18 protein-coding genes are annotated in these 15,669 nt (G+C 69.4%); 14 read left to right on the top strand and 4 right to left on the bottom strand.

Annotated features, from left to right (window positions below; all coding sequences use genetic code 11):
• Positions 1 to 84 precede the first annotated feature (84 nt).
• Both AB0M47_RS18225 and AB0M47_RS18230 read left to right on the top strand, forming a co-directional pair.
• On the top strand, positions 85 to 411 hold the full coding sequence (locus tag AB0M47_RS18225; RefSeq protein ID WP_253761748.1) for a hypothetical protein: 327 nt from the start codon (positions 85 to 87) through the stop codon (positions 409 to 411).
• A gap of 35 nt (positions 412 to 446) precedes the next feature.
• Positions 447 to 1,355: a hypothetical protein gene (locus tag AB0M47_RS18230; protein WP_363414669.1), complete on the top strand. Its 909-nt coding sequence runs from the start codon at positions 447 to 449 to the stop codon at positions 1,353 to 1,355.
• Here the strand turns inward: AB0M47_RS18230 and AB0M47_RS18235 are convergent, their stop codons facing one another.
• A complete protein-coding gene (locus tag AB0M47_RS18235; protein ID WP_363414672.1) occupies positions 1,356 to 1,682 on the bottom strand; it encodes a hypothetical protein in 327 nt (108 codons plus the stop codon).
• A 32-nt stretch (positions 1,683 to 1,714) separates the two neighbouring features.
• Positions 1,715 to 2,728, bottom strand: coding sequence for a COX15/CtaA family protein (locus AB0M47_RS18240; protein ID WP_363414675.1), 1,014 nt, complete (start codon positions 2,726 to 2,728; stop codon positions 1,715 to 1,717).
• Positions 2,729 to 2,845: 117 nt separating this feature from the next.
• On the opposite strand from AB0M47_RS18240, the gene AB0M47_RS18245 reads away from it, so the two are divergent.
• The 11 genes from AB0M47_RS18245 to AB0M47_RS18295 all read left to right on the top strand — a co-directional run bounded on the left by AB0M47_RS18245 (position 2,846) and on the right by AB0M47_RS18295 (position 12,056).
• The gene (locus AB0M47_RS18245; protein WP_363414678.1) at positions 2,846 to 3,715 is read left to right on the top strand and encodes a transporter substrate-binding domain-containing protein; all 870 of its coding nucleotides are present in this window, start codon (positions 2,846 to 2,848) and stop codon (positions 3,713 to 3,715) included.
• Positions 3,716 to 3,786: 71 nt separating this feature from the next.
• The gene (locus AB0M47_RS18250; protein WP_363414779.1) at positions 3,787 to 4,590 is read left to right on the top strand and encodes an amino acid ABC transporter permease; all 804 of its coding nucleotides are present in this window, start codon (positions 3,787 to 3,789) and stop codon (positions 4,588 to 4,590) included.
• Positions 4,587 to 5,333 (top strand): amino acid ABC transporter ATP-binding protein, encoded by a 747-nt coding sequence (locus AB0M47_RS18255; RefSeq protein WP_275978359.1) that lies wholly within the window; start codon positions 4,587 to 4,589, stop codon positions 5,331 to 5,333. Before AB0M47_RS18250 ends, AB0M47_RS18255 begins: the two co-directional genes overlap by 4 nt.
• A gap of 141 nt (positions 5,334 to 5,474) precedes the next feature.
• Complete coding sequence (locus AB0M47_RS18260; RefSeq protein WP_363414782.1) at positions 5,475 to 6,173, top strand: transcriptional regulator; 699 nt, start codon at positions 5,475 to 5,477, stop codon at positions 6,171 to 6,173.
• Positions 6,173 to 7,588: a Fe-S cluster assembly protein SufB gene (sufB, locus tag AB0M47_RS18265; protein WP_360004385.1), complete on the top strand. Its 1,416-nt coding sequence runs from the start codon at positions 6,173 to 6,175 to the stop codon at positions 7,586 to 7,588. The genes AB0M47_RS18260 and sufB overlap by 1 nt, the downstream gene beginning before the upstream one ends.
• Positions 7,588 to 8,781, top strand: coding sequence for a Fe-S cluster assembly protein SufD (gene sufD, locus AB0M47_RS18270; RefSeq protein WP_363414682.1), 1,194 nt, complete (start codon positions 7,588 to 7,590; stop codon positions 8,779 to 8,781). Before sufB ends, sufD begins: the two co-directional genes overlap by 1 nt.
• The gene (locus AB0M47_RS18275; RefSeq protein ID WP_363414685.1) at positions 8,778 to 9,110 is read left to right on the top strand and encodes a non-heme iron oxygenase ferredoxin subunit; all 333 of its coding nucleotides are present in this window, start codon (positions 8,778 to 8,780) and stop codon (positions 9,108 to 9,110) included. Before sufD ends, AB0M47_RS18275 begins: the two co-directional genes overlap by 4 nt.
• Complete coding sequence (gene sufC, locus AB0M47_RS18280; RefSeq protein ID WP_363414688.1) at positions 9,107 to 9,871, top strand: Fe-S cluster assembly ATPase SufC; 765 nt, start codon at positions 9,107 to 9,109, stop codon at positions 9,869 to 9,871. The genes AB0M47_RS18275 and sufC overlap by 4 nt, the downstream gene beginning before the upstream one ends.
• Positions 9,872 to 9,880: 9 nt before the next feature.
• Entirely contained in the window at positions 9,881 to 11,188 is a 1,308-nt protein-coding gene (locus AB0M47_RS18285; RefSeq protein ID WP_363414691.1) for a cysteine desulfurase, read from the top strand.
• Positions 11,189 to 11,190: 2 nt separating this feature from the next.
• Positions 11,191 to 11,640, top strand: a complete 450-nt coding sequence (gene sufU / locus AB0M47_RS18290; RefSeq protein WP_363414694.1) for a Fe-S cluster assembly sulfur transfer protein SufU — start codon at positions 11,191 to 11,193, stop codon at positions 11,638 to 11,640.
• Positions 11,637 to 12,056: a metal-sulfur cluster assembly factor gene (locus AB0M47_RS18295; RefSeq protein WP_363414697.1), complete on the top strand. Its 420-nt coding sequence runs from the start codon at positions 11,637 to 11,639 to the stop codon at positions 12,054 to 12,056. The genes sufU and AB0M47_RS18295 overlap by 4 nt, the downstream gene beginning before the upstream one ends.
• Positions 12,057 to 12,371: 315 nt before the next feature.
• Here the strand turns inward: AB0M47_RS18295 and AB0M47_RS18300 are convergent, their stop codons facing one another.
• Positions 12,372 to 12,878 (bottom strand): DUF402 domain-containing protein, encoded by a 507-nt coding sequence (locus AB0M47_RS18300; protein ID WP_363414700.1) that lies wholly within the window; start codon positions 12,876 to 12,878, stop codon positions 12,372 to 12,374.
• Between the two features lie 48 nt (positions 12,879 to 12,926).
• Here AB0M47_RS18300 and AB0M47_RS18305 point away from each other — a divergent pair, with 48 nt between their 5' ends.
• A complete protein-coding gene (locus AB0M47_RS18305; protein ID WP_363414703.1) occupies positions 12,927 to 15,293 on the top strand; it encodes a phosphoketolase family protein in 2,367 nt (788 codons plus the stop codon).
• On the opposite strand, the gene AB0M47_RS18310 is transcribed toward AB0M47_RS18305, so the two are convergent.
• Positions 15,294 to 15,653, bottom strand: a complete 360-nt coding sequence (locus AB0M47_RS18310) for a hypothetical protein (RefSeq protein ID WP_363414706.1) — start codon at positions 15,651 to 15,653, stop codon at positions 15,294 to 15,296.
• Between the last annotated feature and the right edge of the window lie 16 nt (positions 15,654 to 15,669).

The following is a 15,669-nucleotide window of genomic DNA, read 5'->3' on the forward strand; positions in this document are numbered from 1 at the left end:
CCCCGCTGGCCCCGCGTCGTAACACGTGTCACAGAAGGCCCTCGAACGCGCCGCGGTCCGTGACGTTCTGCTTATCGTCATGGCATGGCAGATGGTTCCGATACGACCCTCACCCTCGAATCTCCGGCCCTGGAGAAGACTCTCGTCTCCGGGATCAAGGGATTCGCCGGTGAGCACGGCGGGGCGAAGGCGGTCATCGAATTTCTCGGGCGGCGCGGCGCGCGCGTCGTACTCGTCGGCAACGACGGCGGCTGGGGAGACCTGGTCGCGCCGAGCACCGATGTCGCACGAGCCGCGTGCGAGGAGGCCGGGGTGCCGGTGGAAAACGGCTGGGAGCGCGAGCTCGTCGAGCTGATGCGGCCGAGCAACGACCTGTGGCGTTCGATGGGCCGGCGGCAACTCGCCCGCTGATCGTTCGGCACAGCCCCTCTTGTAATCTTTGCAGCGTGAATAACCCCTTACTCGTAGGCGACGCGACCCGGGCCCAGGCCCGGGTCGCTTTCGTTACCTGCCAGGACCTTCCGGCGCTGGAGGACGACGACCGCCTGCTGCTCGCCCCGCTGGCCGAGCGCGGCGTGACCGCGGAACCGGTGAGCTGGGACGACGCCGAGGCCGACTGGGCGGCCTACGACCTGATCGTGCTCCGCTCGCCGTGGGACTACTTCTACCGGTACGCCGAGTTCCTGGACTGGATCGGGCGGCTGCCCGCCGGCCGGGTGCTGAACCCCGCCGGCGTCGTGCGGTGGAACACCGACAAGCGGTACCTGCGCGAGCTGGCCGAGGCCGGAGTGCCGGTCGTGCCGACGCAGTGGATCGACGCGGGGGACTCGTTCACCCCGCCCGCCGGGGAGTACGTCGTCAAGCCGGCCGTCAGCGCCGGCAGCAAGGACACCGGCCGGTACGGGCCGGACGACGCGGACCTGGCCCGGGCCCACGTCCAGCGGCTCCAGCAGGCCGGCCGGCTGGTCATGGTGCAGCCATACCTGCCCGCGGTCGACACGTACGGCGAGACCGCGCTGCTGCACTTCTCGTCGCCGGAGAGCGGAGAGCTGGAGTTCAGCCACGCCATCCGCAAGGGGCCGATGCTGGCCGGGCCGGACACCGGGACCGACGGCCTCTACGTGCCCGAGGCGATCACCGCCCGGGTCCCGTCCGAGGCGGAGTTCGCACTGGCCAAGCAGGTGCTCGCGGCCGCACCGGCTAACCTGCTCTACGCTCGCGTGGACGTCATCCCGGGCGTCGACGGGTCGCCCGTCCTGGTGGAACTGGAGCTGACCGAGCCCAGCGTCTTCCTCGCGTACGCGGATGGAGCCGCGGAGCGGTTCGCCGACGCGATCGTGGCGCGCCTGGGCTGATCAGGCAGGGGAATCGCCGAAGGCGCGTGCCTCGTCGAGGCCGTCGCGCAGCCGCCGCTGGAGATCCTCCAGGCAGCCGGCCGTGTCGTCGGCCTTCTCCTGGGCCACCGCGAGCAGCTCGGCCGCCCGCTCGAACAGCGGCGCGGCCTTGGCCGGTTCACCCTGCCGGACCAGGGCGGCGATCGCCTCGACGACCTGCCCGGTGGCTTCGGCGTACCTGATCGCGCCCCAATAGTCGAGGTCCGCCTCGGCGCTGAACGCCGTTTCGACCGCGCCAGCCAGCGCCGCGGGGTCGATCACGGCACGCCGGCGCAGAGAGGGGGACACGCCGCACATCATGCACCGCCCGGTGCCTGCGGTCACGACCTTTCTCGCGCACCGGCCGCGTTTGCAACCGTCAAGTTATCTTCCAGTGACCGACCGGCTGACTGACGGACCAGTGGCACGGGTCGGGCTGGGCGCACCGCCCACCACACGCGCAGCGCGGCGATCCAGACCAGACTCGCGCCGAACATGTGCACGCCGACGAGCACCGGCTGCAGATGCGTGAAGTACTGGACGAACCCGATGACGCCCTGTCCGGCCAGGACGCCCAGCAGGACCAGGGTCGCGGCCGCGGCGGCGGTCGCGCGGACCGCCCGCAGGGCCAGCCAGGCCGCGGCGGCCAGGCCGAACAACAGGAACACCAGATCCGCGTGGACCTGCGAGATCTGGGCCGGATCGAGGCCGTTGCGGGCCGCGCCCTGGTCGCCCGCGTGCGGTCCGCTGCCGGTCACCATCGTGCCGATCACGAGTACGCCCACCGCGGCGGCCTGGATCAGGCCGACCAGCCAGCGCAGTTCCCGGGCGACGGTCGCGCGGGGCGGCGCGAGGTGCGGGTCGGCGTCCAGTGTGCTGCGCCAGAACCCGAAGGCGGCGAAGATGATCCCGATGCTGACCATGAAGTGCAGCCCCACGATCCAGGGGTTCAGATTGGTCAGCACGGTCAGGCCGCCCCAAGCGGCCTGGGCCGGGATGCTCAGCGCGGTCCAGAACGACCAGCGCACCATCGACCGGGCCTGACCGAGGTCGCCACCGATCGTGCGGATGCGCTTGGCCGCCTGCCGGGCCAGCAGGAAGCCGAGGACGGCGAGGATGGCGACGACGAAGGTCAGCAGCCGGTTGCCGAACTCGATGGCGCCGTTGATGCCCATCTCGCGGGTGGCGACCAGGGATTCGCCGGTGCACTTGGGCCAGGTCGGGCAGCCGAGCCCGGATCCGGTCAGGCGGACGGCTCCGCCGGTGACGACGATGCCGACGTTCGCCGCGAGGCTGGCCAGGGCGGTGCCCCGCAGCAGCTTCGGCGCCGCCCATACCTCACGCAGCTCACCCACGCCGCCGAGCATAGCCAGCGCACGGGTGTGGGCTGCCTCACCGTGCCGTGTCCGGCTGCCGGAACGGTCACACCCTGTTCACCGGCGATCTTCGGCGTGGTCTCTATGCTGCGTTCCATGTTCCGCCGACTTGCTCCGGCCACCCTGGCCGCCACCCTTCTTTCCGCCGCCGCGCTGGCCGCGTGCGCGCCCGCCGACGAGACCCCGTCGTCGTCGGCCTCCGCCTCCGGAGCCGCCTGCGCCAAGGACTCCCTCAAGACGCTCGCCGCCGGGAAGCTGACCATCGGCACCGACGAGCCGGTCTACGAGCCGTGGTTCGTGGACAACAAGCCCGACAACCAGAAGGGCTTCGAGGGCGCGGTCGCGTACGCCGTGGCCACCAAGCTCGGCTATGCCCCCGGCGACGTCGTCTGGACCCGCGTGACGTTCAACAACGCCATCGCGCCCGGGGCGAAGCCGTACGACTTCGACGTCAACGAGTTCTCGATCACCGAGGACCGCAAGAAGGCGGTGGACTTCTCCTCGCCGTACTACGACGTCCGGCAGACCGTCATCGCGCTGAAGTCGTCGAAGATCGCCGGGGCGAAGTCGATCGCCGACCTCCAGGCGGCCAAGCTGGGCGCCCAGGTCGGCACGAGCAGCTACTCCGCGATCTCCGAGGTGATCAAGCCGAGTGGGCAGCCGGCGGTGTTCAACAACAACGACGACGCGAAGAAGGCCCTGCAGAACGGTCAGATCGACGGCCTGGTCGTCGACCTGCCGACGGCGTTCTACATGACCGGCGCGGAGATCGAGAACTCGCTCATCGTCGGCCAGCTGCCGGCGACGACCGGCCAGGCCGAGCAGTTCGGCCTGGTGCTGGACAAGGGTTCGGCGCTGACGTCCTGCGTCAGCCAGGCGGTCGACGCCCTGCGCGCCGACGGCACGCTGACCAAGCTGCAGCAGACGTGGCTCGCGCAGTCCGCGGGCGCGCCCGAACTGTCGTGACCGATCCGGTCCTGCTCTCGGCTGCCACGGCCCCCGCGCCGTGGCAGCCCAGCGCGGTCGAACGCGGGCGGATGGCGTACCGGCGCCGGCGGGCGATCCTGTCCGTCTTGATCGCGGCGGTCTCGACGGCCGTCGTCGGGGTGCTGCTGGCCGTCGCGGTCACCGGCGCCCCCGGCTGGGACCGGGTCAAGTCGTCCTTTCTGGACTGGGACGTCGCCAAGGACTCCCTGCCGGAGATCCTGCACGGCCTGCTGCTGAACCTTGAGCTGCTGGTCTTCTGCGCCGTCGGGGCGCTGCTGCTCGGGCTGGTCGTCGCCATCCTGCGTACGCTGCGGGGCCCGGTCGCCTTCCCGGTCCGCGCGCTGGCCACCGGCTACACGTACACCTTCCGGGGTGTGCCGCTGATCATCGTGCTGTACGTCATGACCCTCGGCGTACCGGGACTGCGGTTGCAGGGCATGCCCTCGACGCTGGTTCTGGGCGGGGTCGCGCTCGTCATCACGTACGGGGCGTATCTGGCCGAGGTGTTCCGGGCCGGGATCGAGTCCATCCATCCGAGCCAGATCGCCGCCGCCCGGTCGCTGGGCCTGACGTATCGGCAGGCGATGCGGCACGTGGTGCTGCCGCAGGCCGTCCGCCGGGTCGCGCCGCCGCTGCTCAACGACACCGTCGCCCTGCAGAAGGACGTCGGCCTGGTGTCGCTGGCCGGTCCGATCGACGCCGTACGCGCGGCGCAGATCCAGGTCGCCGAGACCTACAACTTCACCCCTTACATCGTCGCCGGAGTGCTGTTCGTGTTGCTCGCCCTGCCGCTGATCGGCGTGACCGACTGGGTGACCCTGCGGGCCGCCCGCCGCCAGGGAGCCCGGGGATGACGCCCGTCCTGCGCTGCGAGAACCTGCGCAAGTCGTTCCGGGGCAATCTCGTGCTCGACGACCTGAGCCTGGACGTCGCCGAGCACGAGGTCGTGGCGCTCATCGGGGCGTCCGGCTCGGGCAAGTCGACCCTGCTGCGCTGCGTCAACCTGCTGGAGCAGATCGACGACGGGCTGATCCACCTCGACGGCGAGCACATCACCGATCCCCGGGTGGACCCCGACCGCGTACGCCGCAAGATCGGGATCGTCTTCCAGGCGTACAACTTGTTTCCGCATATGACGGTGCTGGACAACATCACCCTGGCGCCGACCCGCGTGCATCGCCGGGTCCGGGCCGAGGCGCGGGAGCAGGCGATGTCCTGGCTGGCCCGGGTGGGTCTGGCGGACAAGGCGGGGGAATACCCCGATCGGCTGTCCGGCGGGCAGCAGCAGCGCGTCGCGATCGTGCGGGCGCTGGTGAACTCGCCGCGCCTGCTGCTGCTGGACGAGGTGACCTCGGCGCTGGATCCGGAGCTGGTGGGGGAGGTGCTGACCATGATCCGCGAGCTGAAGGGCGAGGGGATGACCATGGTCCTGGCCACCCATGAGATGGGTTTCGCCCGGCAGGTCGCCGACCGGATCGTGTTCCTCGACGGCGGCCGGGTGCTGGAGCAGGGGCCGCCCGAGGAGGTCTTCGGCGCCCCCCGGCAACCCCGTACGCAGCAGTTCCTGCGCCGCATCGTGGAGGCGGGCCGGCTGTGAACGGACATTCGGGACCGCCGGGGAGGCTCTCGGCCGAGCCGCCAGGAGTGCAGTCAGGCTAGGCTAACTTTCGGTGCTGTGGATCACCGGAGACGTGGTTTGCGCACCTGAACGTAAATAAGTCACACTGGTGTAGTGGAAATCGCGGCGGCCCGATCCTCCGGGCTCCAGTACGCCCCAGCGGAGGGCGCCGATCGGCGTACCCGCGACCGGGTGCTGGAGTTGCTGGGGCTTGGCGGCGCGACCGCGGCCCAGCTGGGCGACGCGCTCGGGCTGAAGCCCGCAGCCATCCGCCGGCACCTGGACGCGCTGCTCTGCGACGGTCTGGTGACCGGCCGGGACCAGCCGGCGAAGGGTCGGGGCCGGCCCGCGAAGATCTTCTCGCTGACCCGCGAGGGACGTGAGGGGCTCGGCGGGCACACCTACGACGACCTGGCTGCCGCCGCGCTGCGGTGGATCGCGGCCCAGAACGGCGCCTTCGGCGTCACCGAGTTCGCCCGCGCTCAGGTCGCGCAGCTGGAGACCCGCTGCCGCGAGGCCATGACGTCGGCGGGCGAGGACCCGTTGGCCCGGGCGGAGGCGCTGGCTCAAGCGCTGACCGCCGAGGGATACGCTGCCAGCGCCTCCGTGATCGCCAGCGGTGGCCAGCTGTGCCAGCACCATTGCCCGGTGGCGCACGTCGCCGCCGAGTTCCCGCAGCTCTGCGAGGCCGAGACCCAGGTGATCGCCCGCCTGGTCGGTTCGCACGTGCAGCGGCTGGCGACGATCGCCCACGGGGACGGGGTGTGCACCACCCACATCCCCGGACAACTACACCAAGTCACGGTGAGGGATAACTGATGACCGAGATCACGCAGGAAGAGCATCTTGCTGCCCTGGGGAAGTACGAGTACGGCTGGGCCGACTCCGACATCGCGGGCGCGTCGGCGCAGCGCGGCCTGAACGAGGCCGTCGTGCGCGACATCTCGGCGAAGAAGAACGAACCCGAGTGGATGCTCGACCTCCGGCTGAAGGGCCTGCGCCTGTTCGGCCGCAAGCCGATGCCGGCCTGGGGCGCGGATCTGTCCACCATCGACTTCGACAACATCAAGTACTTCGTCCGCTCGACCGAGAAGCAGGCGGCGAGCTGGGACGAGCTGCCCGAGGACATCAAGAACACCTACGACAAGCTGGGCATCCCCGAGGCGGAGAAGCAGCGCCTCGTCGCCGGTGTCGCGGCGCAGTACGAGTCCGAGGTGGTCTACCACAAGATCCGTGAGGACCTCGAGGAGCAGGGCGTCATCTTCCTCGACACCGACACCGGCCTCAAGGAGCACCCGGAGCTGTTCCAGGAGTACTTCGGCACGGTGATCCCGGTCGGGGACAACAAGTTCGCCGCGCTCAACACCTCGGTGTGGTCCGGCGGCTCGTTCATCTACGTGCCGAAGGGCGTGCACGTGGAGATCCCGCTCCAGGCGTACTTCCGGATCAACACCGAGAACATGGGCCAGTTCGAGCGGACCCTGATCATCGTGGACGAGGACGCGTACGTCCACTATGTCGAGGGCTGCACCGCGCCGATCTACTCGTCCGACTCGCTGCACAGCGCGGTCGTCGAGATCATCGTGAAGAAGGGCGGCCGCTGCCGCTACACCACGATCCAGAACTGGTCGAACAACGTCTACAACCTGGTGACCAAGCGCGCCGTGGCGCACGAGGGCGCGACCATGGAGTGGATCGACGGCAACATCGGTTCCAAGGTCACCATGAAGTACCCGGCCGTCTACATGGTCGGCGAGCACGCCAAGGGCGAGGTGCTCAGCGTCGCGATGGCCGGCGAGGGCCAGCACCAGGACGCCGGCGCGAAGATGGTGCACGCCGCGCCGCACACCAGCTCGACCATCGTCTCCAAGTCGATCGCCCGGGGCGGCGGCCGCACCTCCTACCGCGGTCTGGTCCAGGTGCTCGAGGGCTCCAGCCACAGCAAGTCCACGGTCAAGTGCGACGCGCTGCTGGTCGACACGATCTCCCGGTCGGACACCTACCCCTACGTCGACATCCGCGAGGACGACGTGGCGATGGGGCACGAGGCCACCGTCTCCAAGGTCAGCGAGGACCAGCTCTTCTACCTGATGAGCCGCGGGCTGTCCGAGGACGAGGCCATGGCGATGATCGTGCGCGGCTTCATCGAGCCGATCGCCAAGGAGCTCCCGATGGAGTACGCCCTGGAACTGAACCGCCTGATCGAACTGCAGATGGAAGGTGCCGTCGGCTGATGACGACCCTCGCGAACAGCGCGCCGCCGAAGACGAAGTCCCAGGCTCTGCGCTCCTACGACGTCGCGGACTTCCCGGCCCTCACGGGGCTGGAGGAGGAGTGGCGGTTCACCCCGCTGAAGCGGCTGCGCGACCTGGCCACCACCGGGTCCGGCGCGGTCGCCACGGGGGCGGCGCCGAAGTACGAGATCCCCTCGCTCCCGGCCGGGGTCACCGTGACCACCGTCGGCCGGGAGGACGCCCGGCTCGGCAGCGTGCTCACGCCGTTCGACCGCATCAGCGCCCTCGCGTACGGCGCCTTCGAAAGCGCCACGCTGATCAGCGTCGCGAACGAGGCCACCCCGGCCGAGCCGATCCAGGTACGCCTGGTCGGCGGCGGCGCGGAGGCGATCGCGTACGGGCACACCTTCATCGAGGTCGGCGCGCTCGCCGAGGCGACGCTGATCCTGGAGCACACCGGCAGCGCCACGCTGGCCGACAACGTGGAGATCTCGGTCGGCCCCGGCGCGCACCTGACCCTGGTCACCGTGACCGACTGGGCGCGGGACGCCGTGCAGGCCCAGCACCTGAAGTTCCGGCTGGGCCGCGACGCCAAGGTCCTGCACGTGCAGGTCTCCCTCGGCGGCGACCTGGTCCGCCAGTACACCTCGGTCGAGTACGCCGACCGCGGTGGCGACATGAGCGCCTACGGGCTGTATTTCGCCACCGAAGGCCAGCACCTCGAACACCGCCTGCTCGTTGACCACGCCGTGCCGGACTGCCGTTCGTACGTGGGTTACCGGGGCGCGCTGCAGGGTGAGCAGGCGCACACGGTGTGGGTCGGCGACGTGCTGATCCGGGCCGAGGCGACCGGCACCGACACCTACGAGATCAACCGGAACCTGCTGCTGTCCGACGGCGCGCGGGCCGACTCGGTGCCGAACCTGGAGATCGAGACCGGCGAGGTGGCCGGGGCGGGCCACGCCAGCGCCACCGGCCGGTTCGACGACGAGCACCTGTTCTACCTGATGGCCCGGGGCATCCCCGAGGACGAGGCACGCAAGCTGGTCGTCCGCGGTTTCTTCGCCGAGCTGCTCGCCAAGATCCCCGTACCGGAGCTGCACGACCGGCTCGGGGACGTGATCGAGGCGCGCCTGCACGCCGGGGAAGGCTTGCCTGAGCCGCCAGAAGTGCAGTCAGGGGCCTCGGCATGAGCTTCCGCCAGGCCTGTTCCACCGACGACGTAGCCAAGGGCTCGGCCCTGCACGTCGAGATGGAGGGCGTCGAGATCGCCATCGTGCACGCGGAGGACGACCAGTTCTACGCGATCCACGATGAGTGCTCGCACGCCTCGATCCCGCTGTCCGACGGCGAGGTCGACGGCTGCACCCTGGAATGCTGGCTGCACGGCTCGCGTTTCGACCTTCGGACCGGAGAGCCGACCGGGCTGCCCGCGACCGAACCCGTTCCCGTCTATCCCGTCGAAGTCCGCGACGGTTCTGTCTTCGTCAGCCTGGCGTCGAGTAATGGAGTTACCCCATGAGCGTTCTGGAGATCCGTGACCTGCAGGTGTCGGTCAAGCTGCCCGAGGGTGCGCTGAAGCCGATCCTCGCGGGCGTCACCCTGACCGTGCGGTCGGGCGAGACCCACGCGATCATGGGCCCCAACGGCTCGGGCAAGTCGACGCTGGCGTACTCGATCGCCGGGCACCCGAAGTACGAGATCACCGGCGGCACGGTCACCCTCGACGGTCAGGACGTCCTGGCCATGGCGGTGGACGAGCGCGCCCGTGCCGGGCTCTTCCTCGCCATGCAGTACCCCGTCGAGGTCCCCGGCGTGTCGGTGGCCAACTTCCTGCGTACCGCCAAGACCGCCATCGACGGTGAGGCCCCCAAGCTGCGCACGTGGGGCGCGGACCTGAAGGGCGCGATGGAGCGCCTGGGCATGGACCCGGCGTTCGCGCAGCGCAACGTGAACGAGGGCTTCTCCGGCGGCGAGAAGAAGCGGCACGAGATCGTGCAGCTGGAGCTGCTCCGGCCGAAGATCGCGATCCTCGACGAGACCGACTCCGGCCTCGACGTGGACGCGCTGCGGGTGGTCAGCGAAGGCGTCAACCGGGTCAAGGAGACCACCGGCATCGGCACGCTGCTGATCACGCACTACACCCGGATCCTGCGCTACATCAAGCCCGACTTCGTGCACGTCTTCGTCGCCGGGAAGATCGTCGAAGAGGGCGGCCCGGAGCTGGCGGAGAAGCTGGAAGCCGAAGGCTACGAGCGCTACGTCACGGGTGCGGCGGCCTGAGGAGGCGTCATGTCGGTGATCACCATCCCTGAGGGGATGCCCCAGTACGCGGAGAAGCCGCGCCTGGACGTCGAGGCGATCCGGGCGGACTTCCCGATCCTGTCCCGCACCGTCAACGGCCACCCGCTGGTCTACCTGGACTCGGCCGCGACCTCGCAGAAGCCGCGTCAGGTGGTCGAGGCGATCGCCGACCACTACCTGCACCACAACGCCAACGTCTCCCGGTCCGTCCACACGCTGGGCACCGAGGCGACCGAGGCGTTCGAGGGAGCACGGGCCACGGTCGCCGGATTCATCGGGGCGCCGCGGGCCGAGGAGATCGTCTTCACGAAGAACTCGACGGAGTCGATCAACCTGGTGGCGCACGCCTTCTCCGGGATGGCGGCTGACCCGCGGTTCCGACTCGGGCCGGGCGACGAGATCGTCATCACCGAGATGGAGCACCACTCCAACCTCGTGCCGTGGCAGCTGCTCTGTGAGCGCACCGGGGCGACGCTGAAGTGGCTCGGCGTGACCGACCAGGGCCGACTCGACGAGTCCAACCTGGACGAGCTGATCACGGAGCGGACCAAGCTCGTCTCGATGGTGCACTACTCGAACATCCTCGGCACGATCAACCCCACCTCCCGCATCACCAAGCGGGCCAAGGAGGTCGGCGCGCTGGTGCTGCTGGACTGCTCGCAGTCCATCCCGCACCTGCCGTTCGACGTCGTCGACTACGGCGTGGACTTCGTCGCCTTCACCGGCCACAAGATGCTCGGCCCGACCGGGATCGGCGCCCTGTGGAGCCGCTACGAGCTGCTGGAGGCGATGCCTCCGTTCCTCGGCGGCGGTTCCATGGTGGAGACGGTGACCATGCCGCGTACCACGTTCGCGCCGCCGCCGGCCCGGTTCGAGGCGGGCACCCCGCCGATCGCCGAGGCCGTCGGGCTGGCCGCCGCCGTCCGCTACCTCCAGGAGGTGGGGATGGAGGCGATCCAGTGGCACGAGAAGGAGCTGACGGCGTACGCGCTCGACGCGCTGGCAACCGTGCCGGGACTGCACGTCTTCGGTCCCACGGTGCCGGTCGGCCGGGGCGGGACGATCTCGTTCTCGCTGGCCGCCCCGGACGGCATGCCGATCCACCCGCACGACGTCGGCCAGGTTCTCGACAGCCTCGGCGTGCAGGTCCGGGTCGGACACCACTGCGCCCGGCCGACCTGCGTACGCTTCGGCGTCGCGGCGATGACCCGCGCCTCCTTCTACCTCTACACGACGACCGACGAGGTCGACGCCCTGGTGCGCGGCCTGGCTCAGGTCCGGAAGGTGTTCGCGTAGCCATGCAGCTCGATCAGCTCTACCAAGAGATCATCCTCGATCACTACAAGCGCCCGCTCGGCCGGGGGCTCCGTGAGCCCTACGGTGCGGAGGCGCACCACGTGAACCCGACCTGCGGGGACGAGATCACCCTGCGGGTAAACGCCGGCGACGGCAAGATCGTCGACGTGTCGTGGGAGGGGCAAGGCTGCTCGATCAGCCAAGCCTCGGCGAGCATCCTGCACGAACTGCTCACCGGTACGGCCGTGAGCGAGGCGCTGAAGGTGCACGAGACGTTCGTGGAGCTGATGCAGAGCAAGGGCCAGATCGAGCCCGACGAGGAGGTCCTCGGCGACGCGGTCGCGTTCGCCGGGGTGGCGAAGTATCCGGCGCGGGTGAAATGCGCGCTGCTTTCCTGGATGGCGTTCAAGGACGCGCTGGCGCGGGCCGGCGCGATGGAGGTTCCCTCATGAGCGAAGTGGTTTCTTCGGACACGTCGGCTGTCACGGAGGCCGAGGTCTCGGCTGTCGCGCCAGCGACGGAGGCCCAGGTCTCGACTGTCTCGCGGGCGACCGAGGCCGAGGTCGAGGAGGCGATGAGGGACGTCGTCGACCCCGAGCTGGGGATCAACGTCGTGGACCTCGGCCTGATCTACGGCGTCCACGTCGACGACGACAACGTCGTCACCCTGGACATGACGCTGACCTCGGCGGCCTGCCCGCTGACCGACGTCATCGAGGACCAGGCGCGGTCGGCCGTCTGCGGCGGCCCCGGTGGCGGTCTCGCCTCCGACATCCGCATCAACTGGGTGTGGCTGCCGCCGTGGGGCCCGGACAAGATCACCGACGAGGGCCGGGATCAGCTCCGGGCGCTCGGCTTCAACGTCTGACCGAATTTGCGCGGGTCAGCTGCGCTGATTGATCTAGGCGAGAAATGGTTGCGCAGGCCGCCATTTCTCGCCTAGATCATTTTCTGGCCCGTGATCTTGAAGAGAAAACGCTGCCGGGGCGACGTTTTCTATTCAAGATCACCAAGGGCGGCCCGAATCTCGGCACCGAGAGCGGCGATCTCCGCAGGCAACTGCGTGAGTACGCCGTTCTCGTGCATCAACGCCCGGTATTGCTGCTGCTTTCGCCGGCGAGGAAAGCGCAGACGAAGCAGCCGGCTCGCACCCGTTCCTCGTATGCGGCAGCGTCGAAGGCGGTCATTCGAGCAGAGTCAGGTAGTGGTCGGGGGCCGTGTGGAACGGCTCGTCGAAGTTCGCAACAGCCGACAGAAGCCACGAAGCAGACGACCGAGCCGCAGCGACGACGGCCTCCGGGTAGGCGTACTTCGCCGTGTGAAGAAGGAACTCGTCCTCGTCGAGCAGCGACACTTCGCCGGTCGTCCGGAGCCGGATGACGTCGAGGTCCAGGTCGACGATGGTCAGCTCGTCGGCGGCGGTCCATTCCGGGATCGCGGTGACGTCGCAGTAGACGGCTGTCCGGGAGTCCGACTCGCTGTTGAATCGGGCGGTCCACCAGCGATCCCGGGGCGCCACCATGAGCCGGGGTCCGTGCACGGTGACCCAGGGTCCGCCGTCGCGCCGCCAGGTGCCGCCGGGTGGGGAGCCCAGCCAGACGCCGTGTTCGTCCTCGCCGAGCCGGCGCAGCGTCGTCTGCCAGTGCAGTCGTCCGTCGAATTTCCGATACAGCACCCGTACGTCGCTCACGTAGGCCACCGTAGAGGGCAGCGCACCGCAAACGGGTAAGGGACCGACATGTACCTGGACGATGAGACGCTGGACACCGTCGACGCCTGGTGGCGGGCGGCGAACTACCTGACCGTCGGGCAGATCTACCTGATGGACAATCCGCTGTTGCGGGAGCCGCTGACGGCCGAGCAGATCAAACCGCGGCTGCTGGGGCACTGGGGCACCAGTCCCGGGTTGAACCTGGTCTGGGCCCATATGAACCGGGCGATCATCGCCCGCGATCTCGACGCGTTGTTCATCGCCGGCCCCGGGCACGGCGGCCCCGCGATGGTGGCCAACACCTGGCTGGAGGGTGCGTACAGCGAGCGGTATCCGGCGATCGGGCGGGACGAGGCCGGGATGGCTCGGCTGTTCCGGCAGTTCTCCTTCCCGGGCGGCATTCCGAGCCACGCGGCGCCCGAGGTGCCCGGGTCGATCCACGAGGGCGGCGAGCTGGGCTATTCGCTGATGCACGCGTACGGGGCGGTGTTCGACAATCCGGATCTGGTGGTCGCCTGCGTCATCGGCGACGGCGAGGCCGAGACCGGCCCGCTGTCGGCGTCGTGGCTGGGCAACATGTTCTGCGATCCGGTGACCGACGGCGCGGTGCTGCCGATCCTGCACCTCAACGGCTACAAGATCGCCAACCCGACGCTGTTCGCCCGGATCCCGGAGGACGATCTCCGCGAGGTCATGCACGGGTACGGCTATGAGCCGTTCGTGGTGGCGGGGGACGATCCGGTCAAGGTCCACCACGAGCTGGCTCGGACGCTGGACGAGGCGCTGGACGAGATCAAGCGGATTCAGCAGGCGGCGCGGTCGTCCAAGGACGGCAGTCGTCCCCGCTGGCCGATGATCATTCTGCGTACGCCGAAGGGCTGGACCGGTCCGGCGGAGGTGGACGGGGTTCAGGTCGAGGGCACCTTCCGGGCGCATCAGGTGCCGCTGCCCGGCGTACGCGAGAACGCCGAGCACCGGGCCCAGCTGGAGCAGTGGCTGCGCTCGTATCGGCCGGAGGAGTTGTTCGACGCGACCGGCGTACCCGTGGCGGCCCTGGCGGGCAACGCGCCCACCGGAGCGCGGCGCATGTCGGCGAACCCGCACACCAACGGCGGAGCGTTGCTCCGGGATCTGGTCCTGCCCGAGATCGACGAGTACGCCGCCGACGTCCCGACGCCGGGTGCCACGACGGCGGAGGCGACCCGGTTCACCGGGGCTTGGCTGGCCGAGGTGATCCGGGCCAACCCGGACCGGTTCCGCCTGTTCGGCCCGGACGAGGTCGCCTCGAACCGGCTGACCGCCGTGTTCGACGTGACCGACCGGGCGTTCACCGGCCGGATCATCCCGGGTGACGATCATCTGGCGCCGAGCGGGCGGGTGATCGAGGTGCTGTCGGAGCATCTGTGCCAGGGCTTCCTGGAGGGCTACCTGCTCACCGGCCGGCACGGGCTGCTGACCTCGTACGAGGCGTTCATCCACATCGTCGACTCGATGGTCAACCAGCACGCGAAATGGCTCAAGACCACGCGTGAGATCGGCTGGCGGCAGCCCCTGGCGTCGTTGACCTACCTGCTGTCCAGCCACGTGTGGCGGCAGGACCACAACGGGTTCTCCCACCAGGACCCCGGGTTCATCGACCACGTCGTGAACAAGAAGGCCACCGTCGTCCGCGTCTACCTGCCGCCGGACACCAACACCCTGCTGTCCACCATGGATCATTGCCTGCGCAGCCGGCACTACGTCAACGTGATCGTCGCCGGCAAACAACCCGCGCCGAACTGGCTGAGCATGGACGAGGCCAAGCTGCACTGCCGCCGCGGCCTCGGCATCTGGGACTGGGCCTCGACCGCCGGCGACGACGAACCCGACGTCGTCCTGGCCTGCGCCGGCGACGTGCCCACCCTGGAGACCCTGGCCGCCGCCGACCTGCTGCGCCAGCACCTGCCCGACCTGAAGGTCCGCGTCGTCAACGTCGTGGACCTCATGCGCCTGCAACCGGACACCGAACACCCGCACGGGCTGCCCGACGGACAGTTCGACGCGATCTTCACGCACGACAAGCCGGTCGTTTTCGCCTACCACGGCTACCCGACCCTGATCCACCGGCTGACCTATCGCCGCAACAACCACGACAACATCCACGTGCGCGGCTACCAGGAGGAAGGCACGACCACCACGCCGTTCGACATGGTCATGCTCAACGACCTCGACCGGTTCCACCTGGTCATCGACGTCATCGACCGGGTGCCCGGCCTGGCGGTCGGCGCCGCGGCCCTACGCCAGCAGATGACCGACGCCCGCCAGATCTGCCGCGACTACACGCGCCGCGTCGGCGAGGACCATCCCTGGGTCCGCGACTGGAAATGGCCGGCCGAGCCCGACCGACCGGCCTGATCAGGCCTTCGCGGCGAGTTCGGTCCGCAGCTCCCGCAGCACCACCACGGTGTACGCGGTCAGCAGCGCCGGGAACACGAAACCGGCGATCATCGCGCCCGTCTCGGTGCCGGAGACCGCGATGGTGGCTCCGAGGGAGGCGAGCACTCGCACGACCGCCACCCCGATGACGCCGCCGGTCATCCACGTCGGAGGCTGGGCCGTGATGGAGACCACGTAGATCCCGCTCGCGGTGAGGATGGCCAGGACCGCGCTCGGCATGAAGACCGTCCCGGCCGTGTTGACCAGCCCGAAGACGCCCGAGATGAACATGATCGCCGCGAGCAGCTTCATCCGCGTGCGTACGCTGGACTTCTCCAAGATCGTTCTTCCGTTC

This window comes from Hamadaea sp. NPDC051192 (assembly GCF_040682475.1).
In the GTDB taxonomy this organism is placed as follows: Bacteria; Actinomycetota; Actinomycetes; order Mycobacteriales; family Micromonosporaceae; genus Hamadaea; species Hamadaea flava.